This window comes from Ignisphaera sp., from assembly GCA_038831005.1.
Classification (GTDB): domain Archaea; phylum Thermoproteota; class Thermoprotei_A; order Sulfolobales; family Ignisphaeraceae; genus Ignisphaera.
Genome location: JAWBKZ010000001.1, coordinates 314700 through 336429 on the forward strand (window position 1 = coordinate 314700; position 21730 = coordinate 336429).

A 21730-nucleotide genomic window follows, 5' to 3' on the forward strand; every position below is an offset into this window, starting at 1 on the left:
TCGTGGATAAGTTCAACCCACAGTAAAACAACCATCATCAATCATTATAAACCTATATAAAACCCGAAACAATTGCGTAAGACAGGTATTCTAGACATAATCTATAATAATCTTGTCAAAATCTTTATCCATACTACTACATTCTACTGTATTTTATAGGTTATATATCTACTCCTTAACTCTAACTAAAGCAATGTAGCTAGAGTTGTCTCAAGATTGTTTAAAACCTATATCAAAGTTATTGTATTAGAAGAGATTTTATTTTGATTAGGTACAGATTATGGTTGTAGGAGGACTTGATCTAGCTGCTTATGAATATAGATGTAGTGGTTTTGCTGTTATAGATGAAGATAGCAATAGTGTTGAAGAGCTAGTCTGTATCTATAGAGATAGCGAAATTATTGAAAATATCGATAGATTCTCTATAGATGTTCTAGCTATTGATGCACCCATAGCCAAGGTTCCTAGGTTTAGAGAAGTTGATAGAGAGGCTATTAGGAGAGGGTTTAGGGTTATGCCACCTACGTTTAGACACATGAAGATACTGACTGTTAGAGCTTGGAGACTCTATCAATTCTTAAGCAGTATTGGTGTAACAGTTATAGAAACACATCCTAGAAGTGCTTTAAAGAATTCTGGTCTCAGTACTGTTGATGAAGTGTGTAGAAAACTTAATGTATCTATGGATAGATATATTGATAGATTGAAGCACAAAGATCTAAGAGATGCACTTATATCAGCACTAGTGGCTTTGTGCTATAGGAAGAAGTTCTGTATAGAGATGATAGAAGCTGTAGATGGAGTGATATACGTTATTTCATCTCTACAAACAACTCTATAGGTATTCTACATATTGTGTATTTTGCATCCAATAGCTTTGGCAATCTTTCTTCTACTGATGCTTTATCGATTGATTTATTTATGTAGATATGGGTTCTACGTGTACTGTTGCCTCCCAGCCTAGTTCATCTCTAATAGATTTCTCTATTTCGCTAGCAATCTCATGTGCTTTCTTTAGAGGTGTTTCTGGATTTAGCTTTATGTGTAGCGTTACTTCTACATGATTTCCGTATCTGTGGATATGTATATGATGAACATCTTTTATTTCATTCGATAATCTGTAAACAATGTTCTTAATGATTTCTTCTTCATGTTTTGTAACTCCTTTTCCTAAAAGCTCGCTACTGTTCTCTAAAACAAGTTTTGTAGATACATAGATGAGTAGAGCTGACACAGCTAGACCTAGAGCTCCATCAAGCCACCAAAAATCTTTTCCAAAGGTTATAGCTATAGCTAGAATAGCTGTAGCTATAGCATCGCTTCTATGATGCCATGCATCAGCAACTAGTGTAGTTGAGTTATATCTTGATCCTAGGCTCTCAGACCATCTAGCTAGAACTTCTTTAATTAATGTCGAGATAGCAAGTACTAGTACTAGGACCCAGTTGAATAAGAATCCTTCTCTCGATAGGATCTTGTTTATGCTTTTCTGGAGAAACTCTATCCCAACCATAACAAGCATAACGCTTATAACTATTGTTGCTACTGTTTCAGCTCTTCCATGACCAAATGGATGTTCTTCATCAGCTGGTCTATAGCTTATCCAGAAACCTAGAATAACTATTACAGATGTTAATGAATCTGATAGTGTGTGAAAAGCATCAGCTACAACAGCTATAGAATTGTATAGTGTTCCATAGATATACTTGATCACGAACAAAACTGTGTTTACAGCTATAGATACACTACCTTCTATATATCCAATCCTTCTTCTAGTGATAGTATTAATCAAGCAGAGCATTATTATCTCGTATCTAGTATTTTCTAGAGGATCTTTAACTATCCAAGAATTTAGATGCTTCAAAACTATAACTAGAGAAACATTTACAACTGCAGGTCTATACTCTGTTTTGTTGTGTGTTAATGTATGTATTGAGTTTCAGTAACTTCTTCTTGATGGTGTGTAGCATGTTCAGCATATCTATAGCTATATAGTGATGTTCTCTACACATAGGTCTGCATTTCTCTATCTCTCTAGCTATAACTATGTATATGTTTCTTGGTTTCTGTAGTCCTGTTAAACTAGCTTTTGCTTCAAGATCTCTAGCTATAGATAGGGCTTCTCTAAAATCTATTCTACTCCACTTAATCTCTATAAATACCGATGTATCTCTCCCTCTAGCAACAGTATCTATTTCTTCGCTTTTGTACCACCATCTACCTACTTCACCTACATCTATATCTAGTTCTTTAAGGAATATATAGACTATCTCCCTCCTAAACACACTTTCGATTATTTTAGATACATATATATCGTATGTATTCTTTACATCTTCAAGAACCTCATCTACATAGCCTAACTCTAGTCTAGTTATATTTGGTCTAACATATCTGAACCAAAAGCTGAAGTATGGATCCACTATCTCTATATGTACTTCTCCACCTCTTCTACCTAAAGGCTTTATTCTTTCAACTATATCTAGATGCTCTAAAACATCTAGATATCTAGAGATAGATTTTGATGTAACACCAGCTAAACTAGCTATTTCACCAGGTTTTGTGTATCCATTAGCTATAGCAGAAAGTATGGCTATATATGTTGAAGGTTCTCTAACTTCTTGTCTAAAGAAGTTTAGAGCTTCATCAAATAAATATGAACCTCTATAGAGGATTTTTTCAGAAATATTGCTAAAAGCATCTCTAGATTCATCAATTAGAGCTAGATAGGCAGGTGTACCACCGAAAGCGCTATATATATAGATTGATTCTAGAGGGTTATAGTTTGGATAGAAGTTCCATGCATCTATAAAACCCATGGGCTTGAGCTTTAGAGAAACAGTTCTTCTACCAAAGAGAGGAGAGCTATAGCCAAGTAATTTCTTTTCAAAAAACGATACAGAAGATCCGCACAAAACTATAGCTATATCTAGATCCTTATTATTGTCACAGAATCTCTGTAGTCTTGAAATAGATTCAGGATCAGAATCAACTATGTACTGAAATTCGTCGAAAACTATAATAAATCCTTTACCAACTTCTTTTACCATGAAGTCAAGGAAATCATCTATATTATCGAAAACACCAACTGGTTTACCGATCCATATAGATAGAGCTTTAGCTAGCTCTCTATAGAGAATATGTTTAGATGCTTCAATAGCAACAAAATAGAAACAATTCCTACTATTACAGAAATATCTAAGGAGATGTGTTTTACCAATCCTCCTCCTACCGTATACAGCTATAAGTTTAAGACCATCGCCAGAAACAGCCCTCTCAATAATCTGAAGCTCATGTAATCTATCCACAAATACATGCCTCATCTAGAGACACCGCCTCTAGATACGGACAACTAGAAGCGGTACACAAATATAAACATTAGTGTCTAAAAAGATTAATCTTTATATGCTCTAGAAATCTTGAACACCATAGGTATTCTTTATATGCTTCTAGACCATTGCTAGAAGTAGACATCAATCTTATAGCTACTTACGATGTATTATCAAAGAAGTATCTAACATAATTCTATGCTATCAATATTTTTAACTATGGTCTTACAAAATGCTTTTACTTTAAGTAATACTGTTTATATCATAGCCTAGCACTATTTTTTGGATTTTATGTAGGTTTGTATTGTTTGATGTTATTCCTCTACTATGATTAGTGTGTAGACTTGTTTTCTGTATAGCTGTTCTATTTTTCTTTGTTTCTCGCTAATGTGTAGAGAGCATAGTCTTCTCTCCTATTTATAACGCTACATCTAATTATCTCGATTCTAGCCATATACATCCATCTATATAGATACTGGTAGAGAGTTTGTTGAGACTCTTAAGATGAAGGTTCTTCTCGAGAGTATTAATGACCATGTACTTTGGTTAAGTTTCTGAAGCTTTATCGTGATGCTCTTCAACTAGAAACAAGTTGTGAATCTTAAACAAAATATCATTAATATTCTATACCAGATGCTCTGCTCAGAACTTAATTCAGAGCACACAATATTAATAAGTATATATCTATGCTAAAGCTATCGTTAGAACTAGTAAACAGAATAGTGGAAAGAAATCAGTTCTAAAGAGATTAACACCTAGAATAGATACAATTATAAGCTTGATCTAGAGAATAGAACACTTACCTTGAAGTTACATAATGGTAAAGTGGTTATATTAAAACTATTAACATCTATTGATAGGATAGAGAAGTTTAGGGGTTGGAGTAACTACGAGATAGCTGTAAAGATTATCTAGAATAAAGTCTATATATCAGTAGGAAAATAGTTAAATCAATAAGTTTGTGGAGAGCTTAATAGTAATAGCTGTATTTAGTGCTCCTACTATGTTCGTTGATCTTGATATATCTGGAGTACCTTCTCACGATTTGAGTTGTTTGTATTATTTGAATCAGAGATTTTGCTATATTTGAATCCTCTAGATCTATTTTTAATCACCTTAGCCATAAAATCTGATAGCTCTAGAGTTAGTGTAGCTAGAGCTAGGATTATGCCTAGATCTGTTGCTAGAGGACCTTCAACTCTGTCTCTAGGCACGAAATCGGATGGCGATATGCTTATCTTTGTTATTGTGTAGATAGCAATAGCTTCATCTCTAGCTATAGAACCTTGTACCAATATCTTTAGATGATAGGATTCAGAAACCAAAGGCCATAGAACTGATGTGGGAGCTGTAAACAAATCTATAGCTATGTGTAGTAAATAAACTAGTGCAGCAGCACCTAGGTGCAGAATGTACTTACGGTATCTCTTAGACAAGACAAGCAAAAGAGTTAAACAAGATACCGCTATACCAAGCACTACAATACTATGTGTAAACCATCTATGGATCCTGAAAACAATATCTATATCTGGTAACAAAGCTACTAAAGCTATCAACAGAGAAGTCTTTAGATTGAATATTCTTCTAAGAAGCAGAAAACTCGCAACATAATGTGTCAAAACGTCAGCCATAGATCTATAACCTTCAAATCACTATTACATAGCTATATTCAAATACTGCTAAACTAAATAAATCACCTTTAGCTAATTAGAAACATTTAAAAGAGTATATAGCCGATTATATCAAAAGAATAGCGAAAAGAAAACATCTATAGATTTCCAAACAAGTTCATTAACAAATAGAGAGAACAACTATATTGCGATTCTAGTAAATAGCATGGATGGTCTCTATGGCTAGAACAATTATATGGTATAGGCATCGATTTACAGAAATATTTAGTGATTATATGTAGTTCTAGAAAAGGCTCTAGATCTAAGGCAGAGGTATTGATAGAGAGGTAAAACACATTTATTATTTGGTCTATTGTTTTAATCAATTCTAGTTGATATGAGATTATAGTCGTTGATATGATCACGTAGCTGTAAATAGATATCTCTAGTTGACTATATCTATCGTTATACATAATATGTCCTGTAGATGTTGTATATGTAGCTTAATTAGAAAGTTGTATGGTGTAAGTTGTGGATAAGGTCTTAGTCTCAAGGATTATGGTATTCGTTTTAGTGTCCTATACTGCTGCATATGCTCTAGATTATTTAGCTATAAGGTTTAGCATCCCTATCTCTTTGTGGGTATTTATTAGGATGTGGAGCATAGCCTTATCATCGTTATTATGCCTCTGTGTATTCGAGATGAATATTGTTGAGAGTCTCAAACACTATCTATCGTTTTCTAAGAATGTAGTCAAATACTATCTTCTAGCACCACTTATAATCTATGGAGCTCTTCTACTGTATATAGCTACCGCCTTACCTCTGGGATTATTCAATTTCGATGAATATGTAGCTTCTATAGCTAATCAGATCCATAGTGTAGCTCCATCTCTAGTTGAAGAACAGGTTACTATGCTAGCTCTACTTAATGCTTATCTCAGCATAATTGTTGCATACCCTATAGCCATAACTGTGAATATGCTGGTTGCTTTAGGTGAAGAAATCAGTTGGAGAGGATACCTCTATACTCTACTAGGATCTAGACCTAATCTAGTGAACACTATAGTCATAGGCACCCCATGGAGATTACGGCATGCATCAGTAACAATTCTCTTAGGCTGGAACTATTACTACAATAGGTATCTAGGTATCATCTTATTCACAATATGAACAATAGCTCTAACCCATCCACTTCTAGTAATCGCCTCTAAAACCAATAGCGTTATACCTACTTCAGCTATGCATGGAGCTGTAAATGCTTTATGGCCAATAGTAACTTCAAATATCCTCGACATGATAGAAAGCTCTTGCTCAGTTTAGGGATTCTAGGTATCTTGGTATAGATTTTGGTGAGACTAGTGATACACAGCATAGCAACAGTTAAATAAAGAGTAGAGCTTCAGAATCAAAATAGATCTAGACACCGATATAAACCCTCTATATATCTATACTAGATCTATAGAATGATATTATTTGTAATATCTTTGGAATAGTATTGATTATAAATGAGGGACCTGGATGAGCAAGATTATGATCTAGAGATTCGATAACGAGAAATATACTGCTTGTTTTAAATGCTGAAGTATTTTTTAAAGGTTTTCTAATACTTATATACTTATCAAGGTTCATATCCATGAATTCAGGCTCTATATTTACTAGAACTATTTGTGGATCTAGAGAAACAATTTCTTCATCTCTTGGATGAAAGAATTTGGCTACCTTGTTAAAGAATATATTAATACCTCCAGCAACTCTTACACCATCATCAATATATGTAAGACATCCAGATGTAGTAAAAGTTTTATCTGGCCATAGGAACTCTACATACACTCTAGGTCTCTCGTCAATACTCCTTTTCCTGATACTCATTACCATCTCTACTAGTTTATCTGCAAGTTCTTTTCCTTCCCAATACCTATTGGTTAGACTCGCAATAAACTCTACATTAGAGATAATGTCTAAGAGATTTGTTGGTAGAGGTAGTAGATGTGCATTGATGTTTCTGTTTCTCAGCTTATGGAATATCTCATCATGTACATGTGATTGAAGGAACACTATATCGGGATTAATCTTCTTAAGCAACTCTATATCTACATCAAGATATGTTCCTACGATAGGCTTGTTCTTGTCTTCGAGATACATTCTACACCAAGGCGTGATACCCACGATATTATCCTCTAGCCCAAGAATTGAAAGTGTTTCAGATACCGCTGGTGAAAGACTTACTATCCTCATGGAATAACACCTCTATATTGACTTGTGAGTATTATGTATTAAAGTGTGTAATAGATTTTTAAGATAGAGAAACACTGTCTATATCTTGTTACATATATTTGTCCTAGATATAGCTAGAGATCTCCATCATAGTTCTACAGAACAAATAACTTGTGATCATAATTTAGAGTATATCAAAGGATACAAAGAATTTGAAGAATCTAGACTAGGACATAGAATTTGTGGTATAAAAAATTATGGTGCTTTGAACAAAATCCTTACATTCATACTACAATAGTCTTTATACCTAGGATTTTTGCTGCCTTTACTATAGGATCAACATAATCTCCATATATCATGCTGGCATGATGTACAAATCCTTCTTCTACTAAGGATCTATAGATTTTATCTAGATCTGCTACCTCTATCCATATCCAGCTACCTCTGAATTCTGTTTCTTCTTCAATTGTTTTCCCTGATGTTACAAAGAGTTTGAATTCTCCATCATATTCAACGAGTCTCGATATTGTTACAGTACCTGGTTTAAGTCTACCTTCTAGTGTTCCGTAAGCTCTCTCTATACCTACATCTCTATACATTATACTATGATACATTAGCTTACCAGTAGCACAGAATAATGCTGGTGGCGCGTTTCCGCAGTGCCATGCAAGAAATACATTGGGTTTAGTTGGATGTCTGATTGTCCAGTCTATGAAGAACGGTGGTGATGTTCCTAGAGAAGCTGCATACTGTATAATCATGCTCAGTACCCCGTATATATCGACTTCACATGCAGACATTACACCACTTTGTGTAAGTCTTCCAAGGATATTACATGGAGATACTCCATAGTATTTCTGTATCTCTGTCCAACATCTGAAGCCTAAACCAGACAACTTCTTTTCTTTAACTATTCTACGTAATACTGCCTCAAGTTTAGCCATCTTCAGAACAACTTCTCTAGATATCTGAGAAACCTCAACTTGTTTCTCTATCTCATTAGCTATCTCGATAACAACAGGATCTTCGTCACCTAATTTACGAGCTTCTTCAACAATCTCTAGTAGCGTTACATGAACTACTCTCTGTTTGAATTTTTCAGCCATCTTAGATTCAGTAAATGTAACAGTCTCAAATCTCTCTGGTCTAGGCCCTATAAGCCCTACTTTTGCTCCAATAAAAGATCTATAGATAGCTACAACACGTATAAAGGAGTCAAATTCTCTAGCAAATTCATTATCCTCAGGAAACACTATACCTCCAAATAAGAACGGTATCTTTCTCCTATATAGTGCTGAAGCTAGAGAAAGTGTTCCACAGAAAGAATCAGATCTTCTAAATCCTCCCGGTAGTGTTGATGGTTCTTTTGTAGCGAATATCAGTATAGGATACCCCCTGAATTCTTCTGCTACCCTGGCACCTGCAAGTTCATCACCAAAAGTTAGTGTCACCATCACAAGTCCATCAACATCTCTCTCCTTAAACAACTTTATAACTGCTTCAGCATCATCGTCATCTGTGACTAGACCCATTTTACTGTGTTTTTCTGTAGGATAAATCAACTCTATATAGCTACCAAATCTTTCCTCGATAACCTTTATGAATCTGTTCTTAAGCTCTTGAGCCCATACCTCATCGAAAGGATACCTATGTAGAGGAACAAGGCCCAACCTAATCTTCTTCATCACATCACCCAATACATAAACCATATACCAGGATTCGGTATAAAAATCGTAGAGTCTAGATTTGAAGATATTAAAGAAATGATGGTTAAACTCTCTACATCAATCTATCTAGCTATATCTAGTAACCGTTTCACTATAGTTCTAGCTGCAATAACTTCTGCTAATTCGGCAAGCTCTAGAGCTATACCTAGATTTTCTGAAACAGTTACAACACCATGTCCCTGGAGATAAATTATCTCACAACCATTCTTTACACTATCTGTCACAGCTTTAGCTAATTCTTCTGATCTAGGCACATATTCATCTACAAAACATATCTTTGGTTTAAGGATATGCTTAATCTCTGTATCAAGAAACAGTCTATCTCTATCCTTCGATGTAAGTAGTGGAGCGTATACACCATGTATATGGACAATAGCTCCACACTTTTCACAAGATCTATATATCTCTAAATGCATCATTATCTCTGTTGTAGGTCTACCTCCTCTAACTATATTTCCAAACAAATCTACTTCAACCAGGTCTTCAGGATTCAACTCATACTTTAACCTAACCCTTGGAACAAAAGACGAAGGAGTTGTAAGTATAGTGTCCTCAATTCTTACACTAATGTTGCCTGTCAATGGTGTTATCAAACCCTTTAGATACATAAACTTTAGTGCTTCACAAATCTGTCTAGCTAAAGTATATCTCACTTCATCATACTCCATACAAATTCACCTCAATACCACCTTCGGTCTAGAGGAAAACCCGAATTAAAGTAGTTTATGTAGGTTCAAAGCATATCCAATTAGCAATGTCTAGATACATCTATAGGTACAACAAATAAAGATGTGTCTAGTAGCTACGTTTATCTAAACTAATGAACCTTATATTGAGAGACTTATTTCTGCAACTAGCTATAGCTATAGAGCTTTCTCTAGGTGCGTAATACCTCTTTATCCAGCAACCTAAGCCAATGGCTCTGTAGCTCCTATCTAGATAAGATACATGGCTATGGCCTACGACAATCCACGATCTATTGTCTAGATCAAGTATTTTGCGACCGATAACACCTGTGAAAAGCTTCTTAAACATTTTTCTACCGACTTTATCGAGTAGATACGACAAAACGCCATTTCTTGAGATATAGTCTCCATGTGTTACGTATATAGATTCGCTACATTCCTCAAAATCTATTCTGAGCATATGGACTGTATAGATGAACTCTACATTTCTATCAAGAAATCTAAATCTAATACCACCTTTCTTCTGGCTATAGAGGGCAAGATCGTGAGCAGAATTCGAAGGGACATAAAGAACAACAGTATTTCTCAAATCCATTATATTTGTTACAACTCTAGCGAATTTCTCTAAATAATTAATATCTATGTACAGTCTTTTATTAACTAGGTCACCTACAACAATTAGGAAATCTATACTCAGTTTCTCCACAGTTTTCCCTATAATCCTAATCCAATCAATATCAAGACTATCTGCACCTATATGAACATCAGATACAAGAGCAATCTTGCTACCCTTCTTAACAACAAATTTCTCGATGTCTGGAGACCAGTACCTAGATATCCAGGGAAAGTTATATAGTATAAAACAGAATAGAACTGATGTTAACATTACTAAGGTTATATGTATCAATACCAAGTTTTACCTCAACCTCTTTAGTCTTCGCATATGTATAGGCTTAGGATAAGCTAATAAAGTTACAGCAAATATTCTTGTTATCTAGAACTAAAAGAGATTAAATCTATGTTGTAGGATTGTATTTAATACAATATAATATGGCTATGGTGGATAGCGTTGTGTGAATATACTAAGATGTTCAACTACTTTAAATATGGTTTAAAACACATACCTCTATTGCTATCGTTATCTGTATTCTATATATATGGATTTATGTGGACGATTAAAACTAGAGAAATGAAAAGTATGGAAGATTTACTCAAACTATTCTATTACGATTTTCTGAGACTCAAGAAAGAAGATGTGGAAATAGTCAAGTTAACAGATAGAGAACTTGTAACTATATCAAGAAACCCATGCCCTATACTGAAGTTAGCACAAATACTTAACATAGATACTAGATATACATGCAAACTTGTATCTGAAACCGTATGTAAATACGTTCTTAAGAAGATAAATCCAGACCTAGTGTTTGAAAGAGACTATAACTATATAAGACCATACAAAGATGGGTGCCTAGAAAGAATATACATAAATCAAACCCATAGTATCTAATTAATATAAAGTTTAATATTCTACTAACTACATAATCTAGTACTATCGTGTAAAGTAAAGTAATGATATTGATCTCTAGAACAATCTCTAGTTGAAGTAATTTCAAAGCACTATATCTATACATAAGAAAATTAGCATGTTCTCAACATCATGCACTATCATAGTAATCTAGAAACGTTACAAAGATCACTAATCACTAACTATGTGCTTTATACTGATGTCTCTATAAGATCTCACCAACTTCGGTTATAACCACTATGGAAAATCACTATATCTAGAATTGAGGTGTTGGAGATCTTAAATCTGGTTCTTGAATCATAGAGATAACATTTATAGCTGAATCAGAAAGAACTGGAGTTGATGATTAATAGATTAAAGTAAAGAATATAATATGATTAAATTTTCTATGAAAATACTAATTTCTGTTGTGATGACATCGTCAAAATGAGATTTATTTTAACAAACTTCTTTGTTATAAATCTATTACTTCTTTAGAAATTTCTTTAGTATTCTAATTACGTTTATTGTTTCGATCCAGTAGGGTATTATTAAAACTATTAGTAATATTATAAGGTGTAGAGGCGGTTTAGTCAGTACTGTGAATACTATTGATATTGTTGTTGCATATATTGCATAAATGAATATCCTTGGAACTATATAACCTTTAAAAACTATGTACATCCCTAATTGTGGTGGTAGATCTTTAGCTACATATTCATTAGAAAATGTTCTCTCAACTAAACCAATCCTCTCTAACCTACTTAATACCCTTTGGGCTTTTCCAGGACTACTATAGTTCATTAACCGCTGGAATCCTCTAACAGTTAGAGGTTTACCATAACCTCTAATCTTTAGATAGGCTTCAAGATCTTCTCTAGATATTATCTTCTACCACCTTTCAAAATCTATCATCAAGATGTATATTTAGGTAAAAAATGTTTAAGTTTTGGATAGATACCCCCAAGAGATGTATATAGCTAAAGCTACTATAATCCCTATGGATATCGCTATCCCTACTGCTACTCCATCTAGCTGCTGAACTTGAGTTATCTGAGTTTCTGTTTGTTTAGTTACTGAAGGTGTTACCTGAGTTATAGAGATAGATGTTATAGATGGAGGTGGCTGTGGAGATGATGTAGTTATAGAGATAGATGTTATAGATGGAGGTGGCTGTGGAGTAATTACTGAAGGTGTTATCTCAGTTATAGTTTCTGTTTGTTTTTCTATAATTAATGTTGGTTCTAATGCTTTTATTTCATCGATAACTTCTCTTGGTAATTTATAAGAACAACTATATCCCTTCAATAACACACCTTTTACAAGTCCTCTATTAACAAGCTCTGCATAAGGTAGCCATTTATCTAGTTCTTCGTTATATAACAATCTATTGTTCCATCCGGCAGTAAAATAGTTGCTTGTTATGCCATCCATTATAGCGTATATATCTTTGATATCTAGACCCATTAGGATGCCTTCATCAGTTAACCTTTTGATTAATTCTAGAAATGCTAGATTTATGATAGACTTTACTGGACATTCTCCTACATTAGTTGTGGAGTTCAATAAACATTGCTCTAGAGATTCCAATCTTATTGCAATAACATCTCTTACTGGTTCTTCCTCATTGTACCCTTCTATGCATGGTGCATTTCTACATAGCTTCTCTAGATAAACAGTAACACCAAATTCTAGATCTCTATCTATAGATGTTCTATATATGTATTTGAATACATAGATCCTACCTTCATCAACAACGATAGGTTTGTATTTCTCTATCAACATAGTTAGATTATAATCTATGCCATTTTTATTAAATATGACTTCTATAGCATTAACATCTGCTGGATTGAAACATGCGTTAAGAGATATAGTTAGAGTCACAACAATAACTATAGCAATACCTACCAACGTTTTTGCTATAATTTCTATAACCTTGTCACCGATATTATTCATCAACATATTTCACACCTGACACATAATTCGCTTACAGGATACTTAGTACCTACCTAGAATGACGTGACTGTCATACAGATTATGACACTATAACTCTGATATACAACTTCTATCACATATAGAGATAATCTGTATAAATCTTCTAACATAAAATTCTATAGAAACATAGCTAGTACTATATAGTAAAGAATTATAGCAAATATTTTCTAAAAGATATTGTTATCGCTAAATAGACTTAGATATCTATGTTTTTATTTTCTGCTATAGCTTAATACTCTCTACTCGTTAAAGACAGTTAGTATATGAAGGTGATCAATGTGGGTAAACTGGTTTTCGCTGATGGTCATATGCATAGCAATCCTGTTAAAGGTTTAGGTATAGCTGGTATTGGTAGAAAGTTTTTAGATAACGGTGGCTGGTTTATTGTATTGGTGTCTCTACCGCCTCATCATCTTGATCTCGAAAACAGTTTCGATGGATATGTAAAGTCTTTTGATGTTTTTATTAGTGAATGTAGGAAAGCTAGAGAACTTAAGTTGAAGACCGTATGTTTATTGGGTATACATCCAGCAGCAATAGAGGATGAAGTATCTAGAGATCCTAAACGTAGTGTTAAGGTTCTAGACAAGGCGATAATGGTTGTGAACTATATTGCTAAACTTGTGAAAGAGGGTTTGGTGAATGGTTTTGGTGAAATAGGTAGACCTCACTATAGAGCTATACCAGAGGCGTTTATTGTAAACAATATGGTTACTAGATATACATTTGAATTAGCTAGAGATCTAGATGCTATTGTTCATCTACATCTTGAACAAGGTGGAGAATTGACAGCTCTAGATATAGAGAATCTTGTGAAAAGCATTGGAATAGATAGAGCCAAGATTGTTCTTCACCATCTAGATGTAGCAACAGCAAAAGCTTCACAAAAAAGAGATCTCGTTTTTACTGTACCAGGCAAATACCCTGTACTTAGAGAAGTTTTTACTTCAATAAAACCCTTCTATATGGTTGAAAGTGATTTCATAGACGATCCCAAGAGGCCAGGAGTATCGTCATATCCATGGGATATTGTAGAGAACCAGAAGAAGCTATTAACTGAAGGTGTGATTGATGAAGAGTACCTCTATAAATTGAATATAGATACTGTTGTAAAAATCTATAGAGTTGAACCACCCTAGACCTAGAACCTCTATGACTCTCTGGATTAAAGTTAAAGGTCTCTGAAGCTCTATCGATAACAGTCACACGGAAAGATGTATTCTGGATCAGGTTAGAACTATCACATTATTCATATAGGCAACCTTTATATAACAAAAAGCCAGATCTACTAGAGCTAGGTGGGGTATTAGTTATGCCGTTTTGGAAATGTCAGGTATGTAATTTCATATTTGAAGGACCTCAACCACCAGATAAATGTCCAAAGTGTGGAGCTCCTAAAGAACAGTTTAAACAGCTGAGTGAAAATGAGGCTGAACTAGTTGTCAGATCTAGAAGATCTAATTACTTACACATGAAGGCTATTACACTATTGAGAGAGCTTCTATCAGTAGCTGAAGAGATTATTCAAGATAATCTAGATCCACCATGTGTTAAGATAGCTAATGAAGAGAAAGAATTTGCACTAACAACTATCCAGAAGATTATGGCTGAACTCGAGACCCATATGAAGAAAGGTAAATGGGGATAGATATGAGTGAGCCAAAGAAATATAGATATCTACCCGAAAAGTTTCCAACTAGAGAAGAGGTTAAGGGAATAGATTTAGACAAACTCGTTAACATGTTACTTTCAGCATTTGCTGACGAAATACTGGCTTGGTATCAGTACTACGTAAGTGGATATGCTGTCAGAGGCCATATTTCTACAGAAATAGAGGATGTATTCAAGAAAATAGCAGATGATGAGTTAAATGATCACGCAAAACTATTAGCAGATAGACTACAGGATTTTGATGTAGATCCACCAGACTTTAGAGATCTTTGGCATCTATCGAAATGTAGACAAACAGAACTTCCTGAAGATCCACATGATACAGATGGATTCATAATTGCCAGCATATTGGCTGAAAGATGTGCTCTAGCTCACTATAGAGAGATATTCAACTATGTGTTTGGAAAAGATCCAGTAACAGAAGAAATCATAGAAGATATAATAAAGGATGAAGCTGAGCATGAAACAATATTCAGGAACCTGTTATCGAAAGAAGGACTAAAAAGACTTGAGGAATTAGATAAGAAGTGAAATATATTTTAACTCTATTTCTATCCTAATACATTTTCTACATCAATTTTTCTAAATACAGCAAGAACAGTATATAGAGTTAGTTTTCCCTATGTTTCTAACTGGATACTCTAAAAACTTCCAGTAGTAATAGTCAATGTATCTTAATCAAAATATTGCAAAGTAGGTTAGAATCTATAGAATGATTAAACGAATTTAACTATTTGTTATAACATGAAAATTTATATTTTAGTTTCAAAGTATATTGTTCTGGTGTCTGTTTTGGCTAGATATAGGGTTATAGTTGATAGAGTAGCATGTATATCTTGTGGAGCAGCTCCAGCTGCTTGTCCTGAGATCTATGAACTTGGCTCTGACAACTATAAGACTAGAATTGTTGAAAAGTATAGTGTTAGAACTGATGAGAATGTATCTATTGGGGAAATTCCTGAAGAGCTTTACGAGTGTGCTAAAGCAGGTGCTGATGTCTGTCCAGTTAATGCTATAAAGATTGAGAGGATTGATTAAATGTGTACGGAGAGTAGTGATGTGTGTGGAAGGTGTATATTCTTTAAACCACATATATATTTCCCTTATGTGGGTTACTGTGTAGTTAAGCAGAATGCAGTTTCGTTTGAGGTACAAGGTTTTTGTGAATCGTTTAGACCTTCCTCTATTGATGAACTAAGAACTATTCTTAGAGAAAAAGGTTGGCTATATTGTGTAAACTGTAGGAAGATTATATACGATGAAAACGAGCTAAAGGAGCATGTAGAGAAACACTTTATCTCTCCAGATGTCACACTCGATGAGTCTATAGCTGAAGAAGCTTACATAGGGGATTAGGAGACTTTGTATGGCTAGAGAAGATGTTGGTATCATTTTAGGAGGTCCTCAAGGTGCTGGAGTAGAGACTTCAATGATGGTGCTTACGAGAGCTTTAGCTCGTCGAGGTTTTGGTGTTATAGCTGATAGAGAGTATTTTTCGAATATAACCGGTAGACATAGCTATATACATATGCTAGTATCTTCTAGAGCTATTCCTAGATCTCTAAGGTATCCTGTGGAAATTATTGCCTCTATGGATGCTGAAACACTATTTACGCATATAGATGATGTTGCTAATGGAGGATACATAGTGTATGATAGTGGAGTAGCATCGAAAAGACTTGAAGAGATTGTTAGTATGGAGGATATCACAAGGGTTAGGGTTCTCGAGAAACTTAAGAAGAATGGTGTAGCATCTACTGTAGCTTCTGTATTGAAGTTTCTGGAGAGAGATAGAGATGTTAAAGCCATTGGATTGAATTTTGCTGATCTTCTACGTAGACTAATGAATAGATACAGAATTGAGGTTAGTTCGCTATCTAGATATGTAAGTGGTATTATAGTTTCAGCTGTAGCAGTTCTTCTAGGACTCGATGTAGAAGCCATCAAATATTCTCTTTCTATTCAGTTCAGTAGTAGAAGAAACATTGTTGAACAAAACCTAGAACTCTTTAAATATGTTGAAGAAAGTCTACAGAGTTATCGAAACTCTATAGCTCTTGAGAAACCTAAGCATAACTTTAGAAAATTAATGATTGTCACAGGTAATGATGTAGTGGCTATGGGTAAGATCGTTGGTGGTCTGAGGTATCAGAGCTACTATCCAATAACACCTGCAGCTGATGAGAGCTTTGCTATAGAGAAATACGAACATCTTAGAGCAGAGAAAGATATAGGATCTATAGTTGTTATACAAACAGAAGATGAGATCTCTGCTATCTGTTCAGCTATAGGAGCTTCTCTAGCTGGAGCTAGAAGCGCAACAGTTACAAGTGGACCTGGTTTCGATCTAATGGTTGAGGGAATATCTTGGGCAGGTGCAAACGAGGTCCCTATAGTGGTAACATACTATCAGAGAGGAGGACCGAGTACAGGTCAACCTACAAGAGGTAGTCAGAGCGATCTGTTTAATGCTATTTTTGCTGGTCATGGAGAATTCGCTAGAGTTGTTATTACTTCTGGTGATCATGTAGAAGCGTTCTACGATTCTATAGAGGCATTCAATATAGCTGAACGTTTCCAAGTACCTGTTATACATCTTCTAGATAAGTTTTTAGCTAATTCAATTAGAACTATACCTCCTCCAGATCTAGATAGTGTTAAAATAGTACGTGGATCTATATCGAGTGGAGGTAAAGAGTACAAGAGGTTTGATCTAGGTTACATAGTATCTCCGAGAGCTTTCATAGGCGTAGATGACACTGTTATGTGGTATTCTGGTGATGAACATGATGAATATGGGCATATAGTTGAAGATCCCGAAAATAGAGTATCTATGTATTCGAAGAGAATAAAGAAGCTGGATCTTATAGCTAGTGAGGTTTCTAGAGATATGAAGCTTCAGGTGTATGGAGATAGAGATCTAGACTATATAATTATTGGGTGGGGTTCTGTAAAAGGTGTAGTACTAGATGCATTAGAGCTTCTTTATAGGAAAGGATTTAGAGGTTGTTATATAAACGTTAAACTTTTGTGGCCATTTCCAAGTAGAGAGGTTGTTGAGGTATTGAGTAAGACTGATAGAGACAGGATTATAGCTATAGAACATAGCTATAACGTACAGATAGCTGATCTAGTAGCTCTTTCAACAAGCATCAAAATCGAGAAGAAGATAGCTAAATTCACAGGTAGACCTATAACGCTAAACGAACTTGTAGATGCACTTCAAAAATTACTAACATCAGAGACTACGCATGTGGTGCTTACATATGGAGCGTAGATCCTATAGAACAGATCTCTGGATTGATTGGTGTCCTGGTTGTGGAAACTTCGGTATACTGACAGCTGTTGTAAGGGTTTTTGAAGAGCTTGGTCTAGATCCATCAAAAACAGTAATTGTTTCTGGAATTGGGTGCTCAAGTAAGATACCTCACTTTATTAATGTGAACGGTGTACATACACTTCATGGCAGAGCGATACCTTTTGCAATGGGAATAAAGTTAGCGAATCCAGAACTCATAGTAATTGTTCATGGTGGTGATGGAGATCTTCTAGGGATTGGAGCCGGACATTTTGTTGCACTAGGTAGAAGAAATATCGATGTAACTGTTATTCTACACAATAACGGTGTATATGGATTAACGAAGGGACAAGCATCACCAACACTACCACTAAATGCTAAAACAAAAGCTCTTGTGAAACCAAATATACAACAGGCATTGAACCCTATAGCATTAGCTCTTTCATCTGGATACACATTTGTTGCAAGAGGCTATGCATTCGATGGAGAGCATCTGAAAAACATAGTGAAGAAGGCGATACTCCATAAGGGAGCAGCTTTCATAGATGTTCTACAGCCTTGTGTAACATTTAACGATATCTTTACAGCTGAATACTATAGAAAGAGGATATACAGATTAGAAGATAATAGCTCTTGGAATCCTATTGTCGAGAAACCTGAGGATAGAACTATAAAGCTATTGAAAGCTATTGAGAAGAGCTTTGAGTGGGGTGATAGAATACCTATAGGTGTATTCTATCAAGATACTACAGTATCAACATTTGAAGAAAGAATATTACAAAGGATAAAGATATATCTAGAGATGAGTCCAGCAAAATCAAGTATAGCTGAAGATGGTGGTAGATCTGTAATTGATGGTAAGAGGTTTGAGGAAATCTTCAGAGATTATATAGTAGATGTCGAAGGTACTCAGCAGTGATATGTAGAGAAGCTTTCAGAGATCTAGAGGATGTAGAGATCGAGTTTTCGGTAAAGAGTGGTAGATTTTTAGAGGAAAAGAACATAACAATCTACATAACTTATAGAGGTACAAAAAGGAGGTTACTGGTTATGAAGATGTTCACAGGTAGACCTCCACACTATAGAAAGTGGATAGAGGTATTCATGATAAATAGAGAACTCATATTCAACGACAAGATATTTAAATTCATTGACAGCATCTACGAAGATAATCTAGTAAAGTGTTTATCGAATATTCTCCAAGGTGGTGAAAGGCTATTCATAGAGTATATATATGATTATGAGACTAGAAAAGCTCTTGAAATAGGTGTTCCACCACCATTAACTAGACTTGGCTATATCCTTTTCAAAAATGGATTCACATGGTTTAAAGACTGGTACTTTCCAGAAGGGTTTATGGAAGGTAATCCAAAATTACAGGCAGAGAAGCCTATAGATGAGAATATTAGAAGGAAACACATAGATGAAATATGTAGAGAAGTTAGAGAAAACATAGATAGGATTAAAGCTCTTAGAAATCTAGGGGAATATACATGGATTATGGACAACGTTCTAAAAAGAGCTGAATACATACTTAAACTATGTAAGTACTAGAATTATTATACTGATATAGATTTCTTTGGAATTGATGTATGATGTAGATATAGGTAGTAGTTATCTCTATGGGTTCAGTCTATTATCTCTTTAGGAGATCTATTCTTCCTGTTTTGAGTATTGCTTTAAGATATTCACTATATCCACTTTCTAGATTGAGTTCTTCTAGTTTCTTAACCACTCTCTCTATATCATATTCTATTCTACCTATTTCGAATATATTCGTCTCTGTATCGTATATTGCGTAAGAAGCTCTATAGTCACCATCTCTAGGTTGTCCACAGCTTCCTGGATTCACAATTCTTACACTATCTACCTTAATATCCATGGGTATATGCGTATGTCCAACAAAAACATAGTCTACCTCAATAGGCTTTGGCTTTATTGCTACTACAGATGATGTTAGTGAAAGCTTTATCTCATTAATTGAGAGATTCGGCTTGATGTAGCCATAAAGAGGGTTTCTTGGACTTCCATGAACAATGTAGTGTTTTTTACCATCGATAACTTTTTCTATTGTTTTTGGTAGAGTTCTAAGCCACTCTATCTGTTCTCTTGACAATAGCTTTAGAGATATGTTCTTCCTTGTGTATTCGCTAAGGTTGTGAAGAACTGGATCACATTTACAATCAGTATTGAAAGCAACAGCGTAATCATGATTCCCCATAACTATGGCATCAGGTTTCAAATCCTTAACAATGTCTATCACAATATGTGGTTCAGGTCCATAGTCAACGAAATCCCCTAAAAACCATACAGCATCCCATTTATCTACAGACTCAAGAACACTTCTAAGAGCTTCTGCATTTCCATGAATATCAGAAACTATGAGTATTCTCATAGCCTTAATCCCACTAGTATCGCCTAGTTTTAACCTAAAATACTTAACTATAGTGAAGCATTGTTTTTAATACTAAATACATTAATATTCTTGCTATATCAAGCTTTCACATACTGTAATACATAGCTATAACGATTAGTAATAATTAATGAAGATTCTCCATATTGTCTTATTTCCCCGATTTGTCTCATGTATTGATAAATGATCTGCAAAATCTTCATAAACAAATGTTAATTATCCATGTTCATTAAGATAAAAATAGATCAAAATCTTAATAACGCTATAGTTTAATTCTATGAGTACCTCAACAACTATATAGATTTCACTATCTATTGATAAAACTATTGCTTCTGAAAATAGTCTAATATCTAGATTGTATGTTAAGTGTAGCGCTCTAGAAGGCATTGTGGGTGGACTAGTCGTAGGTGCATCGTATTTTCTTGGGCTTCTACTTCAAGGAATAGAAACAATTCATACATTTCCGTCTGTTAGTGCCTTTATCACAAGTCTCGACATAGTGTATGTTCATGTATATACAACGTTTATCAAGAAAAGATACAGCTTAATACTCTTCGTATCCCTTGTTTTTACAATTGTAAGACTTTACATGATTATAAATCCTGTTAATGACTTAGGGCTTGGCGAAATGTTCTTTCTAGGATCTATTGCTTGGACTACAGAGATAATTCTTGTATCTAAAAGACAAGGGTTAAAATAAGATATGTTCAGTTTAAACTCCTGCAATAAATTTTGATTACATACCAACAAAATTAGGGTATCACCTCTATAACAAATATTTGATAGTTAAATTGAATAACAAGATTAAGTTAAGTTATATTATTAAATTTACAAAATCAAGCTTGCATCTCTTCTACTTACTATGTATTTATATATAGATATCGTAGAGTATAACGTAGAATATAATGAATAAGTCTATAATTAAAACATTTGATATTCTTAAATCGTAACGTTAAGTTTTATATCTTCCATATATTTGTAATTTTACTAGTGGAGAAGAAAACAGAAAAACATGGTATAAACAAATTAGGCCAAGGTGTAGAAATATGTTAAGTATTGAAGAAAAGGAGAAGATTCTGAGAACTCTAGAAATTGATAAAGAGTTCCGATATGCTGTTATGGGTTTGATTGGATACAAAGAAGTTTTAGAAGGGATTATGGCGCTAAACGAGAGGGTGATTAAGCTTGAAGAGAGATTTGCTGAACTCTCTGAAAGAGTTGCAAAATTAGAAGAAAGGTTTGCTAGATTGGAGGAGAGGGTGATTAAGCTTGAAGAGAGATTT

25 protein-coding genes are annotated in these 21730 nt (G+C 34.5%); 13 read left to right on the top strand and 12 right to left on the bottom strand.

Translation table 11 applies throughout. The features are described from left to right. Positions 1 to 280: 280 nt before the first annotated feature. Entirely contained in the window at positions 281 to 841 is a 561-nt protein-coding gene (locus QXK50_01535; protein ID MEM2007847.1) for a DUF429 domain-containing protein, read from the top strand. Between the two features lie 78 nt (positions 842 to 919). Here the strand turns inward: QXK50_01535 and QXK50_01540 are convergent, their stop codons facing one another. The 3 genes from QXK50_01540 to QXK50_01550 form a co-directional block, all read right to left on the bottom strand. Beyond that, complete coding sequence (locus tag QXK50_01540) at positions 920 to 1864, bottom strand: cation diffusion facilitator family transporter (GenBank protein ID MEM2007848.1); 945 nt, start codon at positions 1862 to 1864, stop codon at positions 920 to 922. A gap of 34 nt (positions 1865 to 1898) precedes the next feature. Beyond that, positions 1899 to 3320 (bottom strand): ATP-binding protein, encoded by a 1422-nt coding sequence (locus QXK50_01545; GenBank protein ID MEM2007849.1) that lies wholly within the window; start codon positions 3318 to 3320, stop codon positions 1899 to 1901. A gap of 1007 nt (positions 3321 to 4327) precedes the next feature. After that, positions 4328 to 4957, bottom strand: a complete 630-nt coding sequence (locus tag QXK50_01550; protein MEM2007850.1) for a metal-dependent hydrolase — start codon at positions 4955 to 4957, stop codon at positions 4328 to 4330. 510 nt (positions 4958 to 5467) lie between these two features. Between QXK50_01550 and QXK50_01555 the strand changes: the two genes are divergently transcribed. Next, positions 5468 to 6109: a hypothetical protein gene (locus QXK50_01555; GenBank protein ID MEM2007851.1), complete on the top strand. Its 642-nt coding sequence runs from the start codon at positions 5468 to 5470 to the stop codon at positions 6107 to 6109. Here QXK50_01555 and QXK50_01560 read toward each other — a convergent pair. The 5 genes from QXK50_01560 to QXK50_01580 all read right to left on the bottom strand — a co-directional run bounded on the left by QXK50_01560 (position 6070) and on the right by QXK50_01580 (position 10479). After that, on the bottom strand, positions 6070 to 6234 hold the full coding sequence (locus QXK50_01560) for a hypothetical protein (GenBank protein MEM2007852.1): 165 nt from the start codon (positions 6232 to 6234) through the stop codon (positions 6070 to 6072). The genes QXK50_01555 and QXK50_01560 overlap by 40 nt on opposite strands. Before the next feature lie 142 nt (positions 6235 to 6376). Further along, complete coding sequence (locus QXK50_01565) at positions 6377 to 7174, bottom strand: ABC transporter substrate-binding protein (protein MEM2007853.1); 798 nt, start codon at positions 7172 to 7174, stop codon at positions 6377 to 6379. 263 nt (positions 7175 to 7437) lie between these two features. After that, a complete protein-coding gene (locus QXK50_01570) occupies positions 7438 to 8838 on the bottom strand; it encodes a hypothetical protein (GenBank protein ID MEM2007854.1) in 1401 nt (466 codons plus the stop codon). Positions 8839 to 8942: 104 nt separating this feature from the next. Further along, positions 8943 to 9548: a class II aldolase/adducin family protein gene (locus QXK50_01575; GenBank protein ID MEM2007855.1), complete on the bottom strand. Its 606-nt coding sequence runs from the start codon at positions 9546 to 9548 to the stop codon at positions 8943 to 8945. A gap of 127 nt (positions 9549 to 9675) precedes the next feature. Further along, positions 9676 to 10479: a hypothetical protein gene (locus QXK50_01580; protein ID MEM2007856.1), complete on the bottom strand. Its 804-nt coding sequence runs from the start codon at positions 10477 to 10479 to the stop codon at positions 9676 to 9678. 156 nt (positions 10480 to 10635) lie between these two features. On the opposite strand from QXK50_01580, the gene QXK50_01585 reads away from it, so the two are divergent. Then, positions 10636 to 11073 carry a hypothetical protein gene (locus QXK50_01585; GenBank protein ID MEM2007857.1) on the top strand — a complete coding sequence of 146 codons (438 nt, stop codon included), beginning with the start codon at positions 10636 to 10638 and terminating at the stop codon, positions 11071 to 11073. A gap of 483 nt (positions 11074 to 11556) precedes the next feature. Here the strand turns inward: QXK50_01585 and QXK50_01590 are convergent, their stop codons facing one another. Beyond that, a complete protein-coding gene (locus QXK50_01590; protein ID MEM2007858.1) occupies positions 11557 to 11874 on the bottom strand; it encodes a hypothetical protein in 318 nt (105 codons plus the stop codon). Positions 11875 to 12012: 138 nt separating this feature from the next. Continuing rightward, positions 12013 to 13032: a hypothetical protein gene (locus tag QXK50_01595; GenBank protein MEM2007859.1), complete on the bottom strand. Its 1020-nt coding sequence runs from the start codon at positions 13030 to 13032 to the stop codon at positions 12013 to 12015. A gap of 311 nt (positions 13033 to 13343) precedes the next feature. Between QXK50_01595 and QXK50_01600 the strand changes: the two genes are divergently transcribed. The 8 genes from QXK50_01600 (at position 13344) to QXK50_01635 (ending at position 19588) form a co-directional block, all read left to right on the top strand. Further along, positions 13344 to 14204 carry a TatD family hydrolase gene (locus tag QXK50_01600; protein MEM2007860.1) on the top strand — a complete coding sequence of 287 codons (861 nt, stop codon included), beginning with the start codon at positions 13344 to 13346 and terminating at the stop codon, positions 14202 to 14204. A gap of 173 nt (positions 14205 to 14377) precedes the next feature. Beyond that, positions 14378 to 14713 (top strand): rubredoxin, encoded by a 336-nt coding sequence (locus QXK50_01605; GenBank protein ID MEM2007861.1) that lies wholly within the window; start codon positions 14378 to 14380, stop codon positions 14711 to 14713. A gap of 2 nt (positions 14714 to 14715) precedes the next feature. Beyond that, complete coding sequence (locus tag QXK50_01610; GenBank protein MEM2007862.1) at positions 14716 to 15267, top strand: ferritin-like domain-containing protein; 552 nt, start codon at positions 14716 to 14718, stop codon at positions 15265 to 15267. A 252-nt stretch (positions 15268 to 15519) separates the two neighbouring features. Further along, positions 15520 to 15774 carry a ferredoxin gene (locus tag QXK50_01615; GenBank protein MEM2007863.1) on the top strand — a complete coding sequence of 85 codons (255 nt, stop codon included), beginning with the start codon at positions 15520 to 15522 and terminating at the stop codon, positions 15772 to 15774. Next, positions 15775 to 16092: a hypothetical protein gene (locus QXK50_01620; GenBank protein MEM2007864.1), complete on the top strand. Its 318-nt coding sequence runs from the start codon at positions 15775 to 15777 to the stop codon at positions 16090 to 16092. It abuts the gene before it with no gap. A 10-nt stretch (positions 16093 to 16102) separates the two neighbouring features. Then, complete coding sequence (locus QXK50_01625; GenBank protein MEM2007865.1) at positions 16103 to 18013, top strand: 2-oxoacid:ferredoxin oxidoreductase subunit alpha; 1911 nt, start codon at positions 16103 to 16105, stop codon at positions 18011 to 18013. Beyond that, positions 18003 to 18953 (top strand): 2-oxoacid:ferredoxin oxidoreductase subunit beta, encoded by a 951-nt coding sequence (locus QXK50_01630; protein ID MEM2007866.1) that lies wholly within the window; start codon positions 18003 to 18005, stop codon positions 18951 to 18953. Before QXK50_01625 ends, QXK50_01630 begins: the two co-directional genes overlap by 11 nt. Next, complete coding sequence (locus QXK50_01635; GenBank protein MEM2007867.1) at positions 18950 to 19588, top strand: DUF1122 family protein; 639 nt, start codon at positions 18950 to 18952, stop codon at positions 19586 to 19588. Before QXK50_01630 ends, QXK50_01635 begins: the two co-directional genes overlap by 4 nt. A gap of 82 nt (positions 19589 to 19670) precedes the next feature. Here the strand turns inward: QXK50_01635 and QXK50_01640 are convergent, their stop codons facing one another. Then, positions 19671 to 20429, bottom strand: a complete 759-nt coding sequence (locus tag QXK50_01640; GenBank protein ID MEM2007868.1) for a metallophosphoesterase family protein — start codon at positions 20427 to 20429, stop codon at positions 19671 to 19673. 234 nt (positions 20430 to 20663) lie between these two features. Then, the gene (locus QXK50_01645) at positions 20664 to 20834 is read right to left on the bottom strand and encodes a hypothetical protein (protein ID MEM2007869.1); all 171 of its coding nucleotides are present in this window, start codon (positions 20832 to 20834) and stop codon (positions 20664 to 20666) included. Between the two features lies 1 nt (position 20835). Here QXK50_01645 and QXK50_01650 point away from each other — a divergent pair, with 1 nt between their 5' ends. Both QXK50_01650 and QXK50_01655 read left to right on the top strand, forming a co-directional pair. Further along, positions 20836 to 21147: a hypothetical protein gene (locus QXK50_01650; protein MEM2007870.1), complete on the top strand. Its 312-nt coding sequence runs from the start codon at positions 20836 to 20838 to the stop codon at positions 21145 to 21147. 346 nt (positions 21148 to 21493) lie between these two features. Continuing rightward, positions 21494 to 21730: hypothetical protein (locus QXK50_01655; protein ID MEM2007871.1), on the top strand; the 237-nt coding region annotated here is incomplete at its 3' end.

Excerpts from the sequence above, each read along its gene's own strand:
- QXK50_01590 (MEM2007858.1), bottom strand. The coding sequence starts at position 11,874 with ATGAACTATAGTAGTCCTGGAAAAGCCCAAAGGGTATTAAGTAGGTTA.
- QXK50_01620 (MEM2007864.1), top strand. The coding sequence starts at position 15,775 with ATGTGTACGGAGAGTAGTGATGTGTGTGGAAGGTGTATATTCTTTAAA.
- QXK50_01550 (MEM2007850.1), bottom strand. The coding sequence starts at position 4,957 with ATGGCTGACGTTTTGACACATTATGTTGCGAGTTTTCTGCTTCTTAGA.
- QXK50_01630 (MEM2007866.1), top strand. The coding sequence starts at position 18,003 with ATGGAGCGTAGATCCTATAGAACAGATCTCTGGATTGATTGGTGTCCT.
- QXK50_01535 (MEM2007847.1), top strand. The coding sequence starts at position 281 with ATGGTTGTAGGAGGACTTGATCTAGCTGCTTATGAATATAGATGTAGT.
- QXK50_01625 (MEM2007865.1), top strand. The coding sequence starts at position 16,103 with ATGGCTAGAGAAGATGTTGGTATCATTTTAGGAGGTCCTCAAGGTGCT.
- QXK50_01575 (MEM2007855.1), bottom strand. The coding sequence starts at position 9,548 with ATGGAGTATGATGAAGTGAGATATACTTTAGCTAGACAGATTTGTGAA.
- QXK50_01610 (MEM2007862.1), top strand. The coding sequence starts at position 14,716 with ATGAGTGAGCCAAAGAAATATAGATATCTACCCGAAAAGTTTCCAACT.
- QXK50_01570 (MEM2007854.1), bottom strand. The coding sequence starts at position 8,838 with ATGAAGAAGATTAGGTTGGGCCTTGTTCCTCTACATAGGTATCCTTTC.
- QXK50_01640 (MEM2007868.1), bottom strand. The coding sequence starts at position 20,429 with ATGAGAATACTCATAGTTTCTGATATTCATGGAAATGCAGAAGCTCTT.
- QXK50_01595 (MEM2007859.1), bottom strand. The coding sequence starts at position 13,032 with ATGTTGATGAATAATATCGGTGACAAGGTTATAGAAATTATAGCAAAA.
- QXK50_01645 (MEM2007869.1), bottom strand. The coding sequence starts at position 20,834 with ATGCCTTCTAGAGCGCTACACTTAACATACAATCTAGATATTAGACTA.
- QXK50_01545 (MEM2007849.1), bottom strand. The coding sequence starts at position 3,320 with ATGAGGCATGTATTTGTGGATAGATTACATGAGCTTCAGATTATTGAG.
- QXK50_01560 (MEM2007852.1), bottom strand. The coding sequence starts at position 6,234 with ATGTCGAGGATATTTGAAGTTACTATTGGCCATAAAGCATTTACAGCT.
- QXK50_01565 (MEM2007853.1), bottom strand. The coding sequence starts at position 7,174 with ATGAGGATAGTAAGTCTTTCACCAGCGGTATCTGAAACACTTTCAATT.
- QXK50_01605 (MEM2007861.1), top strand. The coding sequence starts at position 14,378 with ATGCCGTTTTGGAAATGTCAGGTATGTAATTTCATATTTGAAGGACCT.